14 protein-coding genes are annotated in these 14,604 nt (G+C 70.2%); 3 read left to right on the top strand and 11 right to left on the bottom strand.

Annotated features, from left to right (window positions below):
- Positions 1-27: 27 nt before the first annotated feature.
- Complete coding sequence (gene deoC, locus G6R20_RS10525; RefSeq protein ID WP_069390408.1) at positions 28-726, bottom strand: deoxyribose-phosphate aldolase; 699 nt, start codon at positions 724-726, stop codon at positions 28-30.
- 53 nt (positions 727-779) lie between these two features.
- Between deoC and purU the strand changes: the two genes are divergently transcribed.
- On the top strand, positions 780-1,646 hold the full coding sequence (gene purU, locus G6R20_RS10520; protein ID WP_163376350.1) for a formyltetrahydrofolate deformylase: 867 nt from the start codon (positions 780-782) through the stop codon (positions 1,644-1,646).
- A gap of 50 nt (positions 1,647-1,696) precedes the next feature.
- Here purU and G6R20_RS10515 read toward each other — a convergent pair whose 3' ends face one another.
- From G6R20_RS10515 to aceA, 9 genes are all read right to left on the bottom strand, one after another.
- Positions 1,697-2,407, bottom strand: coding sequence for a MerR family transcriptional regulator (locus G6R20_RS10515; RefSeq protein ID WP_096906774.1), 711 nt, complete (start codon positions 2,405-2,407; stop codon positions 1,697-1,699).
- Positions 2,404-2,685: a DUF2516 family protein gene (locus tag G6R20_RS10510; protein WP_067717117.1), complete on the bottom strand. Its 282-nt coding sequence runs from the start codon at positions 2,683-2,685 to the stop codon at positions 2,404-2,406. The genes G6R20_RS10515 and G6R20_RS10510 overlap by 4 nt, the downstream gene beginning before the upstream one ends.
- A 148-nt stretch (positions 2,686-2,833) precedes the next feature.
- The gene (locus tag G6R20_RS10505) at positions 2,834-4,048 is read right to left on the bottom strand and encodes a hypothetical protein (RefSeq protein WP_163376349.1); all 1,215 of its coding nucleotides are present in this window, start codon (positions 4,046-4,048) and stop codon (positions 2,834-2,836) included.
- A gap of 79 nt (positions 4,049-4,127) precedes the next feature.
- Positions 4,128-4,649, bottom strand: coding sequence for a helix-turn-helix transcriptional regulator (locus G6R20_RS10500; protein ID WP_163376348.1), 522 nt, complete (start codon positions 4,647-4,649; stop codon positions 4,128-4,130).
- A 141-nt stretch (positions 4,650-4,790) separates the two neighbouring features.
- A complete protein-coding gene (locus tag G6R20_RS10495) occupies positions 4,791-5,999 on the bottom strand; it encodes a DUF445 family protein (RefSeq protein WP_154829813.1) in 1,209 nt (402 codons plus the stop codon).
- An 89-nt stretch (positions 6,000-6,088) separates the two neighbouring features.
- Complete coding sequence (locus G6R20_RS10490) at positions 6,089-6,397, bottom strand: hypothetical protein (protein ID WP_096906770.1); 309 nt, start codon at positions 6,395-6,397, stop codon at positions 6,089-6,091.
- Between the two features lie 21 nt (positions 6,398-6,418).
- Positions 6,419-8,845, bottom strand: coding sequence for a 5-methyltetrahydropteroyltriglutamate--homocysteine S-methyltransferase (metE, locus tag G6R20_RS10485; protein ID WP_163376347.1), 2,427 nt, complete (start codon positions 8,843-8,845; stop codon positions 6,419-6,421).
- A gap of 4 nt (positions 8,846-8,849) precedes the next feature.
- The gene (locus G6R20_RS10480; protein WP_067717132.1) at positions 8,850-9,767 is read right to left on the bottom strand and encodes a 3-hydroxybutyryl-CoA dehydrogenase; all 918 of its coding nucleotides are present in this window, start codon (positions 9,765-9,767) and stop codon (positions 8,850-8,852) included.
- A gap of 135 nt (positions 9,768-9,902) precedes the next feature.
- Positions 9,903-11,192 (bottom strand): isocitrate lyase, encoded by a 1,290-nt coding sequence (gene aceA / locus G6R20_RS10475; RefSeq protein WP_067717135.1) that lies wholly within the window; start codon positions 11,190-11,192, stop codon positions 9,903-9,905.
- A 194-nt stretch (positions 11,193-11,386) separates the two neighbouring features.
- Here aceA and ramB point away from each other — a divergent pair, with 194 nt between their 5' ends.
- Positions 11,387-12,841, top strand: a complete 1,455-nt coding sequence (gene ramB / locus G6R20_RS10470; protein WP_163376346.1) for an acetate metabolism transcriptional regulator RamB — start codon at positions 11,387-11,389, stop codon at positions 12,839-12,841.
- Positions 12,842-12,846: 5 nt separating this feature from the next.
- A complete protein-coding gene (locus G6R20_RS10465; RefSeq protein ID WP_163376345.1) occupies positions 12,847-13,431 on the top strand; it encodes a carboxymuconolactone decarboxylase family protein in 585 nt (194 codons plus the stop codon).
- A gap of 169 nt (positions 13,432-13,600) precedes the next feature.
- Here the strand turns inward: G6R20_RS10465 and G6R20_RS10460 are convergent, their stop codons facing one another.
- Positions 13,601-14,473, bottom strand: coding sequence for a DUF559 domain-containing protein (locus G6R20_RS10460; RefSeq protein WP_240341390.1), 873 nt, complete (start codon positions 14,471-14,473; stop codon positions 13,601-13,603).
- Between the last annotated feature and the right edge of the window lie 131 nt (positions 14,474-14,604).

The raw sequence follows: 14,604 nt of genomic DNA, 5'->3' as shown, positions 1-14,604 counted from the left end.
ACGGGCGACGGGCGACGGGCGACGCGGCTATTCGGGGAAGCCCTCCAGCACCGCGCGGGAGCCCGACAGCCCGAGGCGGGTCGCGCCGGCGGCGATCATCGCGCGGGCGGTATCCGCGTCACGGATCCCGCCCGAGGCCTTGATGCCCAGCCGGCCACCCACCGCCCGGTGCATGGCCTCGACCGCGCGCACGCTGGCGCCGCCGGCGGGGTGGAAACCGGTGGAGGTCTTGACGAAATCGGCCCCCGCCCGGGCGACGGCATGGCAGAGGGCCTCGATTCGTTCGTCGCCCGCCTCCTCGCCCAGCGCCTTGTGGATGGCCGCGGTCTCGAGGATCACCTTGATGACCACGGGCGGCGGCACGGCATCCCGCATGGCCAGCACATCGGCCATGACCTCGTCGACCAGTCCGGCGATGGCGGCGCCCACGTCGATCACCATGTCCACCTCACGGGCCCCCTGGTCCACCGCGAGCCGGCCCTCCATCGCCTTGACCAGCGAGTGGTGCTTGCCGGAGGGGAAACCGGCCACCGTGGCGACGACGAGCTCCTCACCCCGCACCGGGAGCATGGCCGGGCTCACGCACACGGCCTTGACACCCAGCTCGCGGGCCTCGTCGACGCAGGCCCGGACGTCGTCGCGGGAGGCGTCGGGCGAGAGCAGGGTGTGGTCGATCATGGCGGCGACCCGGGCGCGGGTCAGCTCGTTCGTCGCAGTGGCGTCCATGCCGGCCAGCCTAGCGGGGCCGCCCGGCATCCCTGCTGGCACAATGGGCACTCATGTCACGTCGCTTCGTCCTCACCCTGGGTTGCCCGGACCGCATCGGTATCGTCGCCCGGATCGCCACCTTCCTCGCCGAGCTGGGCGGGACGATCACGGAGGCGGCCTACCACGCGGACGAGGACTCGAACTGGTTCTTCACCCGCCAGTCCGTGAGCGCCGAGTCGATCGGCATGGAGATCGACGAACTGCGGCGCCGCTTCGAGCGGGTTGCAGCCGAACTGGGCCCGGAGACCGACTGGCACATCTCGGACTCCTCCGAGCCCAAGGACGTCGTCATCCTGGTCTCGAAGGAGGGGCACTGCCTCCACGACCTGCTGGGTCGTGTGGAGAGCGGTGACTACCCTGCGCGGGTCCGGGCCGTGATCGGCAACCACGAAAACCTGCGCGGCATGGCCGAGTCGCACGGTGCGCCCTTCCACCACGTGCCGTTCCCGGCCGACCCCGCCGAGCGGGGCCCGGCATTCGCGGAGGTCGCCGCGATCGTCGACGAGATCGACCCGCACGGAATCGTGCTGGCCCGCTTCATGCAGGTCCTGCCGGACGAGCTCTGCACGAAGTGGGCCGGGCGTGCCCTCAACATCCACCACAGCTTCCTGCCCAGCTTCGTGGGCGCCCGCCCCTACCACCAGGCGCATGTCCGCGGCGTGAAACTGATCGGGGCGACCTGCCACTACGTGACCGCCGACCTCGACGAGGGGCCGATCATCGAGCAGGACGTCATCCGCGTGGACCACACGGCGACGGTGAAGGACATGGTCCGGCAGGGGCGCGACGCCGAGAAGCTGGTCCTGGCCAAGGGGCTGCGCTGGCACCTCGAGGACCGGGTGCTGGTCCACGGCGGACGCACCGTCGTGTTCACCTAGGTCCGCTCCCGGGAAAGTCAGCTCCCCTGGGAGGTCCGCTCCCGGGGAGGTCAGCCCTTGGGGAAGCCGTGCCGCTCGCTGAGCAGGGTCTCGGCCGCCGAGAGGAAGATCAGGCGGGCGGCGGCGCCGGCCCGGGGCATGATCCCCGTGACCCTCTTGATGATGACGGACTGGTCCATCCCGGCGTCGCGCATCGTCTCCACCAGGATGTCGAGCGCCTCGGCCGACGTACTCTGCCCCTTGAGGAACAGGCGACCGATCTTGTCGATCCCCTCCTCACCGACCCCGAGGACGATGAGTTCGCGGAACAGCTCGTACATGTAGCGGTCCGCGAAGAAATGGTCGGCCGCACTCGGCTCACTGACCAGGCCGATGGCCGATCCCTGGTCGAGGAGTTCCTCCGCGAACTCGAAACCCGCGACGGCCTCCACGCCGCCACGAGGGAGGCGGCGGCGGGTGCCGCTCGAGCGTCGCTCCGGTAGGACGGCGTCCGAGTTCAGCAGCTCGGAGAGCGTGAAGCCGTGGCGCTCCGCGATGAACAGCTCCTCGATGGTGGCGAACGTGTAGCCGCGGTCGAGCAGCCGGAGGATCTGGTTCAGTCGGTTCTTGTGGTCGGGCCCGTAGAACGCGGTGCGACCCCTGCGGACGGGGGCCGGGAGAAGTCCCCGCTCCTGGTAGACGCGGATGTTGCGCACCGTGGTGCCGGAGTCCTCGGCCAGCTCCTCGATCCGCTGGAACCCGTCGGCCTCCGGTGGTGTCACCTGCGCCGTCCCCCGACAGCGGGCCGGACGTCGGCGAAGAACACACCCACTGCCACCATCGCGATGATGCTGAGGAAGCCGAACGGCCGGATCGCGAACATGAGGGCGGCCACGGCGCAGATGCCGATCCAGGCGGGCTTGGGCCACTTGCCCTCGATCGAGTACGCCGACGCGGGCGGGAGGACTGCCAGCACCAGTCCCGCCAGGGCCCACACGACGAGCGCGCCCTGGATAGCCAGCTGGACCATGCCCCACGTCCCGGGAAGAGTGTCAATCACGCGGCCCAGTGTAGTCGGCACTCATGTCACCGCGGTGTGACCATGTTCACGGCGTCCAGATCCCGGCCCGGCCCCTGCGGCGGACCGCAACGCACGACGCCCCGGCCCCCTCCGGAGGAGGAGGGCCGGGGCGTCGGGTGCCGCGGTATCAGACGCGGTCGGTGCCGGCGGGGGGCAACGGGGTGTCCGCGGTGGTCAGCGCGGGATCGTTGTCCGCGAGCTCCATCGGCGTGGGGGCGTCCGAATCGCCCCCGGCCGATGCGGCGGCCGGCTTGGCAGCTGTCGACTTGGTGGCGGCGGGCTTGGACGCCGCGGGCTTACCGGCGGCCGGCTTGGTCGCGGCCGGCTTGTCGGCGGTCGCCGCACCCGTCGACGACGGGGTGGCCGTGGCCTTGGTGGTCGTCGACTTCGCGGCGGCCTTCTTGGCGGGCGCCTTCTTGGCCGGGGCCTTCTTGGCGGCAGCCTTCTTTGCCGGGGCCTTCTTGGCCGTGCGGGCCTCGACCTCGGCGGTGCCGCGAGCGACCTCGGCGGACGCCTTGGAGGCGGCCTCGTCGACGCGGTCGGCGGCCTTGCCAGCGGCCTTGTCGACGTTGTCGGCGGCCTTGCCCGCCGTCTTGTCGACGCGCTCGGCCACCTCATCGACCCGCTCGGCCGCCGAGTCGGCGGCGTCGCCGGCGGTCTCGGCCGCCTGGCGGGCGCTCTTGGAGACGCGGCCAGCCGCCTTCACACCGATCGTGCGGGTCTGGCGGGCGACGGTGCCGAGGGCGTCCTCGCCCAGTTCGACCTGCTCCTCGACGGCGCCGGCGGCGCGGGCCACCTGCTCGTTGACGCGGGCCAGGCCGGCCTCGAGCTGCGGGTTCTCCTCGCGGAGCCGGCTCACGACGTCCTCACCGCGGGCGGCGAGGCCACCGTAGATCCCGGCCGCCACCTGGACGTACGCGTCGGCGACCTTGCGCAGCTCCTCCGGGCGGAACCGGGTGACGAGCTCCTCGACCTCGGCCGGCAGTGCCTGGACGCGCTCGGGGACCTCGTTCACGCGGTGCTGGACCTCGGTGACGCGGGTCTGCGCCCCGGCCACGCGCTCGTTGATGCGGTTCTGCGCCTCGGCCACGCGCTCGGTGACCTTCGACTGCGCTTCGGTGACGGCCTCCTCGGCGCGACGGCGCAGGTCCGCGACCATGCCGGAGACGGCCTGGATGGCGAGGTCGTTGACCCCGACGTAGGCGTAGACCGGGGTGCGCACGGCGGCGATGGCCTGACCGAGCGGGCCCTCCAGGGCCTGCTCCTTGACGGCCTCGCCCTTGGCCTTCTGCTCGGCGGCCTCGGCGGCGCTCTTCTTGGAAGTGGGCTTCTTGTCGGCCATTTTGACTCCTCGGTGGTGTCGTGCGGGTGTTCTCTTGTGCGGTGTCACGTGGCCCTGCGGGCCGTCGTCTGGAGTTCCCTCAGGGAACGTTGACGACCTGGGCGGCTGCCGTTGCGTTGTTCGCTCGGAACGACTCGTAGATCTCCACGAGCACCTCCCTCTGTCGCTCTGTGAGGTCCGGGGCGGTGAGGATCGCATCCCTCACCGGACTCCCCTGCTTGAGTTCGAGGATCCCCGCGCGGGCGTAGAGCACCTCGGCGGACAACCTCAGACCTCGGGCGATCTGACCCAGGACCTCGGCGGACGGCTTGCGCAGCCCGCGTTCGATCTGGCTCAGATACGGGTTGGAGACGCCGGCACGCTCCGCGAGCTGCCGGATGGACACCTCGGCGGCCTCCCGCTGGGCGCGGATGAACGACCCGATGTCCTGCGACTCGGACGAACGCTTGTCGTCCTCACCGTGCAAGGTGAGGTCGCTGTGACGCGGCACCTCACCCGTCGGCTTGTTGCGACGCGCGAGGGTTGCGGCGGTCGGTTCATCAACCTGTGCTCCGGTGCTCTCCGCAGCCTCGTCGTGTGTGTGTCCACTCTGTGCGGCCATGGAGTCACCTCCCTCCGGCGTCCGTCTCTCATCGCCTGACCCCAACGCTAGCAACGAGTGCTTGCTACAGCAAGCGCTATGTGTACGGCGATGCGGTGCGATGGGTCACACAGGCCGGTCGGGATCAGACTCGGGCCGGGTTCAGAAGATGAGCTCGGTGGTGGTGTGGATGACGAGCCCCGCCAAGGCCCCCACGACCGTGCCGTTGATGCGGATGAACTGCAGGTCCTTGCCCGCGAGCAACTCGATCTTGTCGGAGGCCTCGTCGGCGTCCCACCGTTCGACGGTCTCGGAGATGATCGAGGTGACCTCGCCGGCGTAGTTCTCCGCGACGTAGCGAGCGGTGCGGGTCATGTAGTCGTCGAGGCGCGCCCGCATCTTCTCGTCCCCGACGAGCATGTCGGCCAGGCGGCCCAGGAGATCGTCGATCTTCACCCGCAGCGTGGACGAGGAGTCCTCGGTGGCCTCGACGATCATGCGCTTGGCGGCCGCCCACGCCGATCCGGCGGCGCGGCGCACCTCGTCGCGGCCCATGACCTCGTGCTTGAACGTCTCGAGCTTGGCCATGGTGGACGGGTCGTGCTGGAGGTCGCGGGCGAAGTCCTCGACGAACCCGATCAGCGCCACCCGAACGGGATGCTGCTTGTCGACCTTGATCTGCCAGGTCCACTCGCGCAGCTCGCGGTAGGCACGCTCGGAGAGCAGTTCGTTGACGAACTGGGGCGCCCACGTGGGGGCCTTCTCGCGGACCCAGCGGTCGATGGTCTCGGGGTTGGCCTCCACCCAGCCGTGGGCGCGGTCGGCCATGAGGTCCATCAGGGGCAGGTGGCGTCCCTCGTCGAGGAGCTCGGCGAGGATCCGACCGGCCGGCGGCCCCCATTCCGGCTCGGCGATGCGGGAGACGATGGTGCGTTCGATGATCGCGACGGCGTCGTCGTCGCGGAGCACGGCCAGAACGGCACGGATGGCCTTGGCGGCCTGGTCCGAGGCCATCGCGCGGTGGTCGTCCTCGGCCAGCCACTCACCGGCGCGTTCGGGGATGCGGGCGCCGCGGACCTTCTCGCTCACCATCTCGGGGTCGAGGAAGTTCTCCCCCACGAACCCGCCGAGAGAGGTGCCCAGCTGGTCCTTCTTCTTGCGGATGAGCGCGGTGTGCGGGATGGGGATCCCCAGCGGGTGCTTGAACAGGGCGGTGACGGCGAACCAGTCGGCCAGCCCGCCGACCATCCCCGCCTCGGCGGCGGCGCGGACGTAACCCACCCAGGGGTCGGCACCGTTGTGTAGCGCGTACTCCGCGACCAGATAGACCAGACCGGCCACGACGAGGAACCCCGTCGCGACCATCTTCATACGACGGAGGGCTGACCTCCGCTCGGCGTCGGTCGCCGGGTCGCCCGCCCTGAGAGCGGGCGCGCCGGCACCCACGACCGGGTCGACCGTCAGTGTGCGTCCTCGCGGCCGTGCTTACGGAAGCCGTACATGCAGATGAACAGCCCGAGGAGGAAGACGGCGGTGGTCGCCACGACCGCCGCGATGACCAGCCCCAGGGAGACCCCGGCGTTCTCCGTGTAGTACCCGATGGCGGTGATGGGCAGGCCCAGCATGCTCATGCTCAGCAGGATGATCACCGAACCCAGGTAGATCGTAGTCGAGTACAGCGGGTACGTGGGGGCGACCTCCGTCGCGTACGACGGGTAGTACTCCTCGACGATGGCGGCACCAGTGTGCTCGAGCGTCTGACCGGCCATGATGTCGTCCTCTTCTCTCCACTACCGATCCCGGGCCCGTGACCCGAGACTCGTTCTATGTCCCATCTTATTGGAACCCCGGGGATCCGGGGCAACCGCCCGTCGGATCCGCCGCGCGGCGGCGACCAGATTGCGCAGGCTCGGCTCCAACTGCCAGGTGTAACGGCTCTTGAGCCCCCCGTCCGGCACCGCCCACACGCGGTCCACCCCCACCGCGTCCACCGCCCGGAGCAGCCTCGAGTGCAGCAGGTCGATGTCCGGGACGAACCCCGACCGTGACTCGTACACCCCGGGCGCGACCTGACGGGTCAGTGTGTGGTCCTCCAGGGCCTCCAGTACCCACTCGATCGACCGCGTCGCGACGATCGCGGTGACGTCGGCGTCGAGCCCCTCGATCGCCGCCCTCATCTCCCGCAAAGACGAGTAGGTGAGGTGCGTGTGGATCTGGGTGTCCGGTCGCGCCCCGGCCGAGGCCAGGCGGAAGGTGCCCACCGCCCAGTCGAGGTACGCGCGTCGGTCCGCGCCGCGGCGCGGCAGGAGTTCCCGGATGGCGGGTTCGTCGATCTGGATGATCGCCGTCCCCGCCGCCTCCAGGTCCGCCACCTCGTCGCGCACCACCAGCGCGAGCTGCGTGGCGACCTCGGGCAGTGCCAGGTCCGTGCGGCAGAAGGACCGCGCGAGCATCGTCACCGGGCCGGTGACCATCCCCTTCACCGGCCGGTCGGTCAGCGACTGCGCGTACCCGGTCCACTCCACGGTCATCGGCGCGGGTCGGGCCACGTCGCCGTACAGGATCGGCGGCCGCACACAGCGCGAGCCGTAGGACTGCACCCAGCCGCTGCGGGTGGCGGCGAACCCGTCGAGGAGTTCGGCGAAGTACTGCACCATGTCGTTGCGCTCGACCTCGCCGTGCACCAGCACGTCCAGGCCGATGTCCTCCTGCAGCCGGATCACCGAGGCGATCTCGGCGCGCAGGTAGTCGCAGTACCTGTCGTAGTCGATCCGCCCGTCCGCCAGGTCCCTGCGGGCACGCCGGATCTCCCGCGTCTGCGGGAACGAGCCCAGCGTCGCTGTCGGCAGCGTGGGCAGTCCGAGCCGGTCGGCCTGCCGGGCAGCCCGCTCGGCGTAGGGGACGCGGACCTTGTCGTCGTCGTCGACCCGGGCGGTCCTCGCCCGCACGTCGTCGCGGCGCGCGCTGGGCAGTACCGGCAACCGGCGCCAGCGCGGTGTGGGGCCGTCGACCAGGGCGTGCGCGAGCGAGACCACCTCGGCGACCTTCTGCTCGGCGAACGCCAGTGAGTCCGCGAGCTCGGCGGGCAGGTCGGTCTCGGCGGCCACGTCGTACGGCACGTGCAGCAGCGTGCACGAGGTCGACACCACCACGTCCGGGAAGACGGCCTTCAGGTCACGCAGGTAGTCCAGGGTGGCGAACTTGTCGGTGCGCCACACGTTCTGGCCGTCCACGACACCGGCGTAGAGACGCTTGCCGCGCAGCCCCGGCACGGCCGCGAGGTCCGCCGCCGACCGCCGCCCGTACACGAGGTCCAGGCCGATCGCCTCGATGCCGGTGGCCGCCAGCGCCGACAGCGCCTCCCCCAGGTCGCCGTACTGCCCCGTCACCAGGATGCGCGGTCGCGTCGTCACGGCCGCCAGCCGGTCGTAGGCACGGCGCAACGCCGCGATCTCGTCGGCGGTGCGTTCCATCGTCATGCACGGCTCGTCGAACTGCACGCACGTCACGCCGGCTCCGGCCAGGACGCCCAGCAGCGCCTCGTACTCCGTGAGCAGGCGGTCGAGCAGGTCGATCGGCGCGAATCCCGGCGCGGCGTCGGGCGCCGCCTTGCTCAGCAGCAGCAGCGAGACCGGGCCGGTGACGACGGGCCTGATCTCGAACCCCTGCTCCCGCGCCCGCGCCACCTCCGCGAGCAGCTCGTCCGGCCGCAGCCCCAGCTCGGAGGACTCGTCGAACTCCGGCTGGCGGTACAGGTAGGAGGTGCCCTGCAGCGGGACGAGTTCGAGCGGCGGCACGTTGGCGCGGCCGCGGGCGAGCGCGAAGACGGTGTCGACGGGGCCGAGGTCGCGGACGAGCTCGCGGAACCGCGCGGGGACCGCGCCCACGAGCAGGGCGTCGTCGAGGATGTGGTCGTAGAAGGAGAAAGTGTTGCCGGGGATCTGCGTGATGCCCGTGGCGCGCAGATCGTCCCACGTGGCGTCGCGGAGTCTGCGGCCGGTCGCGAGCAGCTCGGCCCGGGTCCCGTCACCGTGCCAGTAGCGCTCGAGGGCGCGTTTGAGCTCGCGGCGCGGGCCGATGCGCGGGTACCCGAGGACGGACGAGGCGCGGGTGGGTTCGAGGTGCGGCGGCGTGGGCAACGACGGTGGCTGAGACGACGGCGGCGGCGGTGACTGTGACGACGACGACGACGACGACGACGACGACGACGACGACATGATCTCAGCGCGCGGCGCGTGCCATCGCCCGCGGCGCGTCATAGCGGTAGAAGCCGTGGCCGCTCTTCTTGCCGAGCCTGCCCGCCTCGACCATCCGCAACAACAGCGGCGGCGGCGAGTACAGCGGCTCGGCGAACTCGGTGTACATCGAGTCGGCGATCGCCTTGATGGTGTCCAGGCCGACGAGGTCTGCCAGGGTGAGCGGCCCCATGGGGTGGGCGCAGCCCAGGACCATGGCCTTGTCGATGTCCTCCGGGGTGGCGAACCCGGACTCGGCCATCCGGATGGCGGAGAGCAGGTATGGCACGAGCAGGGCGTTGACCACGGCCCCGGCGCGGTCGGCGGAGTGGACGACCTGTTTGCCCAGGACCTGCTCGGCGAACGCCTGTGCCCGGTCGCGGGCCGCGGCCCCGGTCTCGAGGGTGCTCACCAGCTCGACGAGCGGGAGCACGGGAACCGGGTTGAAGAAGTGCATACCGATCACGCGCTCGGGCCGGGCGGTACACGTGCCGAGCTTCATGATGGGGATCGACGAGGTGTTGGAGGCCAGGACGGCGTCGGGGTCGGTGACGACCGCGTCGAGTTCGCGGAACACGGCGGTCTTGGCGTCGGTGTCCTCGACGATCGCCTCGATGACCAGCTGCCGGTCGACGAAGTCGCCGAGGTCGGTGGTGAAACGCAACCGCAGGGCGGCCTGCTCGCGCTCGCGGGCGGTGATCTTGCCGGAGGACACTCCCCGGTCCAGGGAGTCGAGGATGCGGGCGCGGCCGCTGGTGGTCAGCTCCCGGGTGGACTCCCAGACGAGGACGTCGAGATGCGCGCGGGCGCACACCTCGGCGACGCCGGCGCCCATCTGTCCGGCGCCCACCACGCCGACGCGGGTGATCCGCCCCGGGTCGGCGCCGTCGCGGGAGCTGTTCATCTGTCCAGGGTCCTTCGGGAGGAGGGAACTTGAGGGTGGAGACACCACCGGGGGCCGGGCCGCCTCGTCGAGACGGCCGCGGCCCCCGGTGTGTTCACGCTGTTACTGCGTCGACCGTGTGGGGTCGACCGGTGGTCAGTGGAACTGACCCTCCTCGGTGGAGCCCTTCAGCGCCGCGGTGGACGTGTTGGGGTCGACCGTGGTGGCGATGCGGTCGAAGTAACCGGCGCCGACCTCGCGCTGGTGCTTGACGGCGGTGAAGCCACGCTCCTCGGCGGCCTTGAACTCGCGCTGCTGCAGCTCGACGAACGCCGTCATCTGGTTGCGGGCGTAGCCGTGGGCCAGATCGAACATGCCGTAGTTGAGCGAGTGGAAACCGGCCAGGGTGATGAACTGGAACTTGAAGCCCATCGCGCCGAGCTCCTTCTGGAACTTGGCGATGGTCTCGTCGTCCAGGTTCGCCTTCCAGTTGAAGGAGGGCGAGCAGTTGTAGGCCAGCAGCTGGTCCGGGAACTCGGCCTTGACGCCCTCGGCGAACTTCTTGGCGTACTCGAGATCCGGGGTGCCGGTCTCCATCCAGATCATGTCGGCGAACGGGGCGTAGGCCTTCGCACGCTCGATGCACGGCTCGATGCCGTTCTTGACGTGGTAGAAGCCCTCGGCGGTGCGCTCACCGGTGATGAACGGGCGGTCACGCTCGTCCACATCGGAGGTGATGAGGGTCGCGGCCTCGGCGTCGGTGCGCGCGATGATCACGGACGGCACGTTGGCGACGTCCGAGGCGAGGCGGGCCGAGGTCAGGGTGCGGATGTGCTGGTTGGTCGGGATCAGCACCTTGCCACCGAGGTGGCCGCACTTCTTCTCCGACGCGAGCTGGTCCTCCCAGTGCACACCGGCGGCACCGGCGTTGATCATGGCCTTCTGCAGCTCGTAGGCGTTCAGGGCGCCACCGAAGCCGGCCTCGGCGTCGGCCACGATCGGGGCGAGCCAGTTCTCGACCGAGGTGTCGCCCTCGATGCGGGCGATCTCGTCGGCACGCAGCAGTGCGTTGTTGATGCGGCGGACGACGGTCGGGACCGAGTTGGCCGGGTACAGCGACTGGTCCGGGTAGGTGTGGCCCGAGAGGTTGGCGTCGCCGGCGACCTGCCAGCCGGAGAGGTACACGGCCTCGAGGCCGGCACGGATCTGCTGGACGGCCTGGTTACCCGTCAGGGCGCCGAGGGAGTTGACGAAGTCCTTGTTGTTGACCTTGTCCCAGAGGATCTCCGCGCCACGACGGGCGAGGGTGTGCTCCTCGACGACGGTGCCCTGCAGCTCCGCGACCTGCTCGGCCGTGTAGTTGCGGGTGATGCCCTTCCAGCGGGGGTTGGTGTCCCAGTCCTGCTGGATCTCTTCAGCGGTACGTGCCTTGCCGATGTTCGACATCGCGACTCTTTTCTGTCTCGGGGGCGGGTCCGGATTCGCACTCTTGCGAGTTACGGCCCCTTACGGGAGACACAATGCCACATGGCAGGCAGCGCGTCTACCTGCGACAAGTGCGAATGTGGCGAGTTTCTTTGCCTTCTTTGCAAAGTTTGCGAAGATTGTGGGGCTCGCCACGGACCTCGGAGGGAAAGCCGATGACGGCCTCACATATGGGATCGCGACTCCGCCGACTGCGCGAGGAGAACGGCCTGACCCAGGCCGCCTTCGCGCAGTCGCTCGGCTTGTCGTCGTCGTACCTCAACCAACTCGAGAAGGACGCCCGCCCCGTCACCTCCCGGGTCCTGGTGAAGATCTCCGAGGTCTACGGCGTGGACTCCGCGTTCTTCGCCTCGGATTCGGACACCCGGCTCATCGCGGCGGTCACCGAGGCGCTCACCGACACGCAGCTCTCCGCCGAGGTCCCGGCCGCCGAGGTGGTCGACCTCGTCCGCGCGCACCCCGCGCTCGCCCGTGCCTTCATGCTCCTGCACCAGCGCTACCGCAACTCCGCGGACCTGCTCGCCGCGCTGACCGAGACCCGCAACGTCCCGGACACCTCGGTCGACCGCTCGGTGCTGTCCATGCCGCACGAGGAGGTGCGGGACTACTTTTACCAACGGCAGAACTACATCGACTCCCTCGACACCGCCGCCGAGGATCTCACCACCCGCATCCGGCTCAACCGCGGCGACGTCCGCGCCGAGCTCGAACACCGCCTGGCCGAGGCCCACGGGGTCCGCATCGCCCGCCGCGTCGACCTGCCCGACGGGCTGTGGCACCGCTACTCCACCGAGGACCGCCGTCTCGACCTGTCCGCCCACCTCACGCCCGGCCAGCAGGCGTTCCGCGTGGCCTCCGAGCTGGCCTTCCTCGAGCACCGCGACCTGCTCGACAGCCTCGTCGAGGAGGGTTCGTTCAGCTCCCCCGCCGCCGTCGCGCTCGCGCTGCGCGGCCTGGCCAGCTACTTCGCCGCCGCCGTGCTCATGCCCTACCAGCGCTTCCTCGACACCGCCGAGGACTTCCGCTACGACGTGGAGCGGCTCATGGCCTTCCACGCCACCGGCTACGAGACGGTGTGTCACCGCCTGTCGACCCTGCAGCGACCGGGCGCGGCCGGGGTGCCGTTCAGCTTCGTGCGCGTCGACCGCGCCGGCAACATGTCCAAGCGGCAGTCCGCGACCGGGTTCCACTTCACGACCTCCGGTGGCACGTGCCCGCTGTGGAACATCTACGAGTCGTTCTCGTTCCCCGGCAAGATCATGCGGCAGGTCGCGCAGATGCCCGACGGCCGCCTCCACCTGTGGGTCTCGCGCACCGTCACCACCCGTCCGATGCGTTTCGGCCAGCCGCGCAAGACGTTCGCCATCGGCCTGGGCTGCGAGGCCCGCCACGCCCACCGGACCGTGTACGCGCAGGGCCTGGACCTCGACGACGTCGACGCCGCCACCAAGATCGGCTCCGGCTGCCGCATGTGCGACCGCCCCGCGTGCCCGCAGCGGGCCTTCCCGCCGCTCAACCACGCGCTGCGGGTGGACGCCCACCGGTCCTCGCTCTCGCCGTATCTCCTCGACCAACCGTCCGCCCCCGGCGGGTCGGCTGGCCTACCCTGACGGCCATGAGCCAGCCCCACGAGAGCAGCGACAGCCACGACGGCACCGCCGCGCAGGTCCCCCGCATCCGGCCCGGCGGCTTCCGGGAGCTCGGCCCGTTCGGCTGGGCCGTCAACCGGCTCGGTGCACGCGTCACCGGCTCGCGCGACGTGAACCTCTTCGCCACCCTCGGCCACGCCCGCCGGCTCTTCCCCGCGTGGCTCGCCTACTCCGGGATGATGATGCCGTTCGGCGTGCTGGACCGCCGCACCACCGAGCTGGTCATCCTGCGCGTCGCGCACCTGCGGGGCAGCGCGTACGAGCGGGCCCACCACGAGCGGATCGGCGCGGGCGTGGGTCTCGACGACGACGAGATCGCCCGCACGACAGCCGACCCCGCCACCGCCGGGTGGCCGAACCGGCTGCGTGTGCTGTTGACCGCCGTCGACGAGCTGGTGCTGACCAAGGACATCTCCGCCGACACGTGGGCCGGGCTCTCGTCGCACCTCGGCTCGTCCGAACTGGTGGGGCTGGTGCAGTTGGTGGCGCAGTACGACGGGTTGGCCACGTCGCTGCACGCCCTCCGGGTCCAGCCGGACCGCCCCCGCTGACCTGCCGCGCCTGACCCCGCCGCGGCCTGCTCCACCCCGCGGCCTGCCGAGCTTCGGCGCATACTCCGTACAAGGCACCAGCACACCCCACCCGGACTTACGCTGCCTTTTGGGCTTGGGCTGGCAGATTGCCCGGATTCACCCAGGGTGTGCTGGCTGAATGGACCATTCATGCAGCGAACCGACGAAGCCGATATGCCGCCTCGACTTGGTCGAGGATGTCGCCACGCTGGTGACGGAATAGGCGTCTGTCCACCACGATCACGATCCACCCCGCGGCCTGAAGCCGGTTTCTCCGCCGGCGGTCCTTCGACTGCTGGACGGGATCGTCGTGGTGGGGCCCGTCATACTCGACCGCGATCTTGTGCACGGGATCGGCGAGATCGAGGCGGTAGCCGAGTTCAGGAACCTCCACCTGCGGGATGAACTCGGTGAATCCGGCCGCCTTGAGGAGCAGACGGGTCTCCGTTTCTCGCGGTGACTCGGTCCGGGGATCTGCGTCCGCCAGAACCCGTCGGACCCGCGCAACTCCCCATACTCCAGCCATGTAGGCGACGGTTTCCTCCATTGCCGCCCGGGCGAGACCGCGCCGGTAGAACTTCTCCACCGCCAGCACGCCATCCACGTGCGAACTGAAACGGGCGATATCGAACACCGTCCACCGCAGTGTGGTCGCCGGGACGCCTCTGATGGTGGCGACCGCTCGGTCCGGTAACGGGTATCGCCTGAGCCTCAACCCCTCGCGGGCTCGACCGTGGCGTCCGATGGTCAGCTCGGGGACGACGTCTTCCGGCGGACTGACCCCGTGCAGGACCGCTGCCGACCACCCGGTTAACACCCCCTTCGGATACAACCGTGAATACGCGACCGACAGCGTCTCGAAGTCCCGGCCGATGTGGGCCGGAAGCCACAGCTCGTCGGCAATTTTCACGTAGTCCCGCTCTCGACGGCGCCGCGGGATGTGCGCGATCTCGTGGCTGAGCCGAGCGAGCTCCAGCACTGGGTGCGTGTTGTGATTGAACCCGGTCATGGCGGCGATCATGCCGCGCCGGGGCCTGCGGTCCGAGTCAAGACAGGCTGCGTTGTCCGCCACCTGTGGACAGAGCCGGCCTGTGGAAGAAACCGCCCCCGCTCACACGCGCAGCACAACCCCCGTCGAGTACGCCGCCCCTC

It is taken from the genome of Dietzia sp. Alg238-R159, from assembly GCF_900537145.1.
In the GTDB taxonomy this organism is placed as follows: domain Bacteria; phylum Actinomycetota; class Actinomycetes; order Mycobacteriales; family Mycobacteriaceae; genus Dietzia; species Dietzia kunjamensis.
Note: the sequence above shows the minus strand (reverse complement) of the source record. Positions and strands in the feature narration are given on the sequence as shown.

Bases quoted from the DNA above. Each gene is read 5' to 3' on its own strand.
- G6R20_RS10500 (WP_163376348.1), bottom strand. From the start codon at position 4,649: ATGGCCGCACAGAGTGGACACACACACGACGAGGCTGCGGAGAGCACC.
- aceA (WP_067717135.1), bottom strand. From the start codon at position 11,192: ATGTCGAACATCGGCAAGGCACGTACCGCTGAAGAGATCCAGCAGGAC.
- G6R20_RS10460 (WP_240341390.1), bottom strand. From the start codon at position 14,473: ATGATCGCCGCCATGACCGGGTTCAATCACAACACGCACCCAGTGCTG.
- ramB (WP_163376346.1), top strand. From the start codon at position 11,387: ATGACGGCCTCACATATGGGATCGCGACTCCGCCGACTGCGCGAGGAG.
- G6R20_RS10465 (WP_163376345.1), top strand. From the start codon at position 12,847: ATGAGCCAGCCCCACGAGAGCAGCGACAGCCACGACGGCACCGCCGCG.
- G6R20_RS10495 (WP_154829813.1), bottom strand. From the start codon at position 5,999: ATGAAGATGGTCGCGACGGGGTTCCTCGTCGTGGCCGGTCTGGTCTAT.
- G6R20_RS10490 (WP_096906770.1), bottom strand. From the start codon at position 6,397: ATGGCCGGTCAGACGCTCGAGCACACTGGTGCCGCCATCGTCGAGGAG.
- G6R20_RS10480 (WP_067717132.1), bottom strand. From the start codon at position 9,767: ATGAACAGCTCCCGCGACGGCGCCGACCCGGGGCGGATCACCCGCGTC.
- metE (WP_163376347.1), bottom strand. From the start codon at position 8,845: ATGTCGTCGTCGTCGTCGTCGTCGTCGTCGTCGTCGTCGTCACAGTCA.
- G6R20_RS10505 (WP_163376349.1), bottom strand. From the start codon at position 4,048: ATGGCCGACAAGAAGCCCACTTCCAAGAAGAGCGCCGCCGAGGCCGCC.
- purU (WP_163376350.1), top strand. From the start codon at position 780: ATGTCACGTCGCTTCGTCCTCACCCTGGGTTGCCCGGACCGCATCGGT.
- deoC (WP_069390408.1), bottom strand. From the start codon at position 726: ATGGACGCCACTGCGACGAACGAGCTGACCCGCGCCCGGGTCGCCGCC.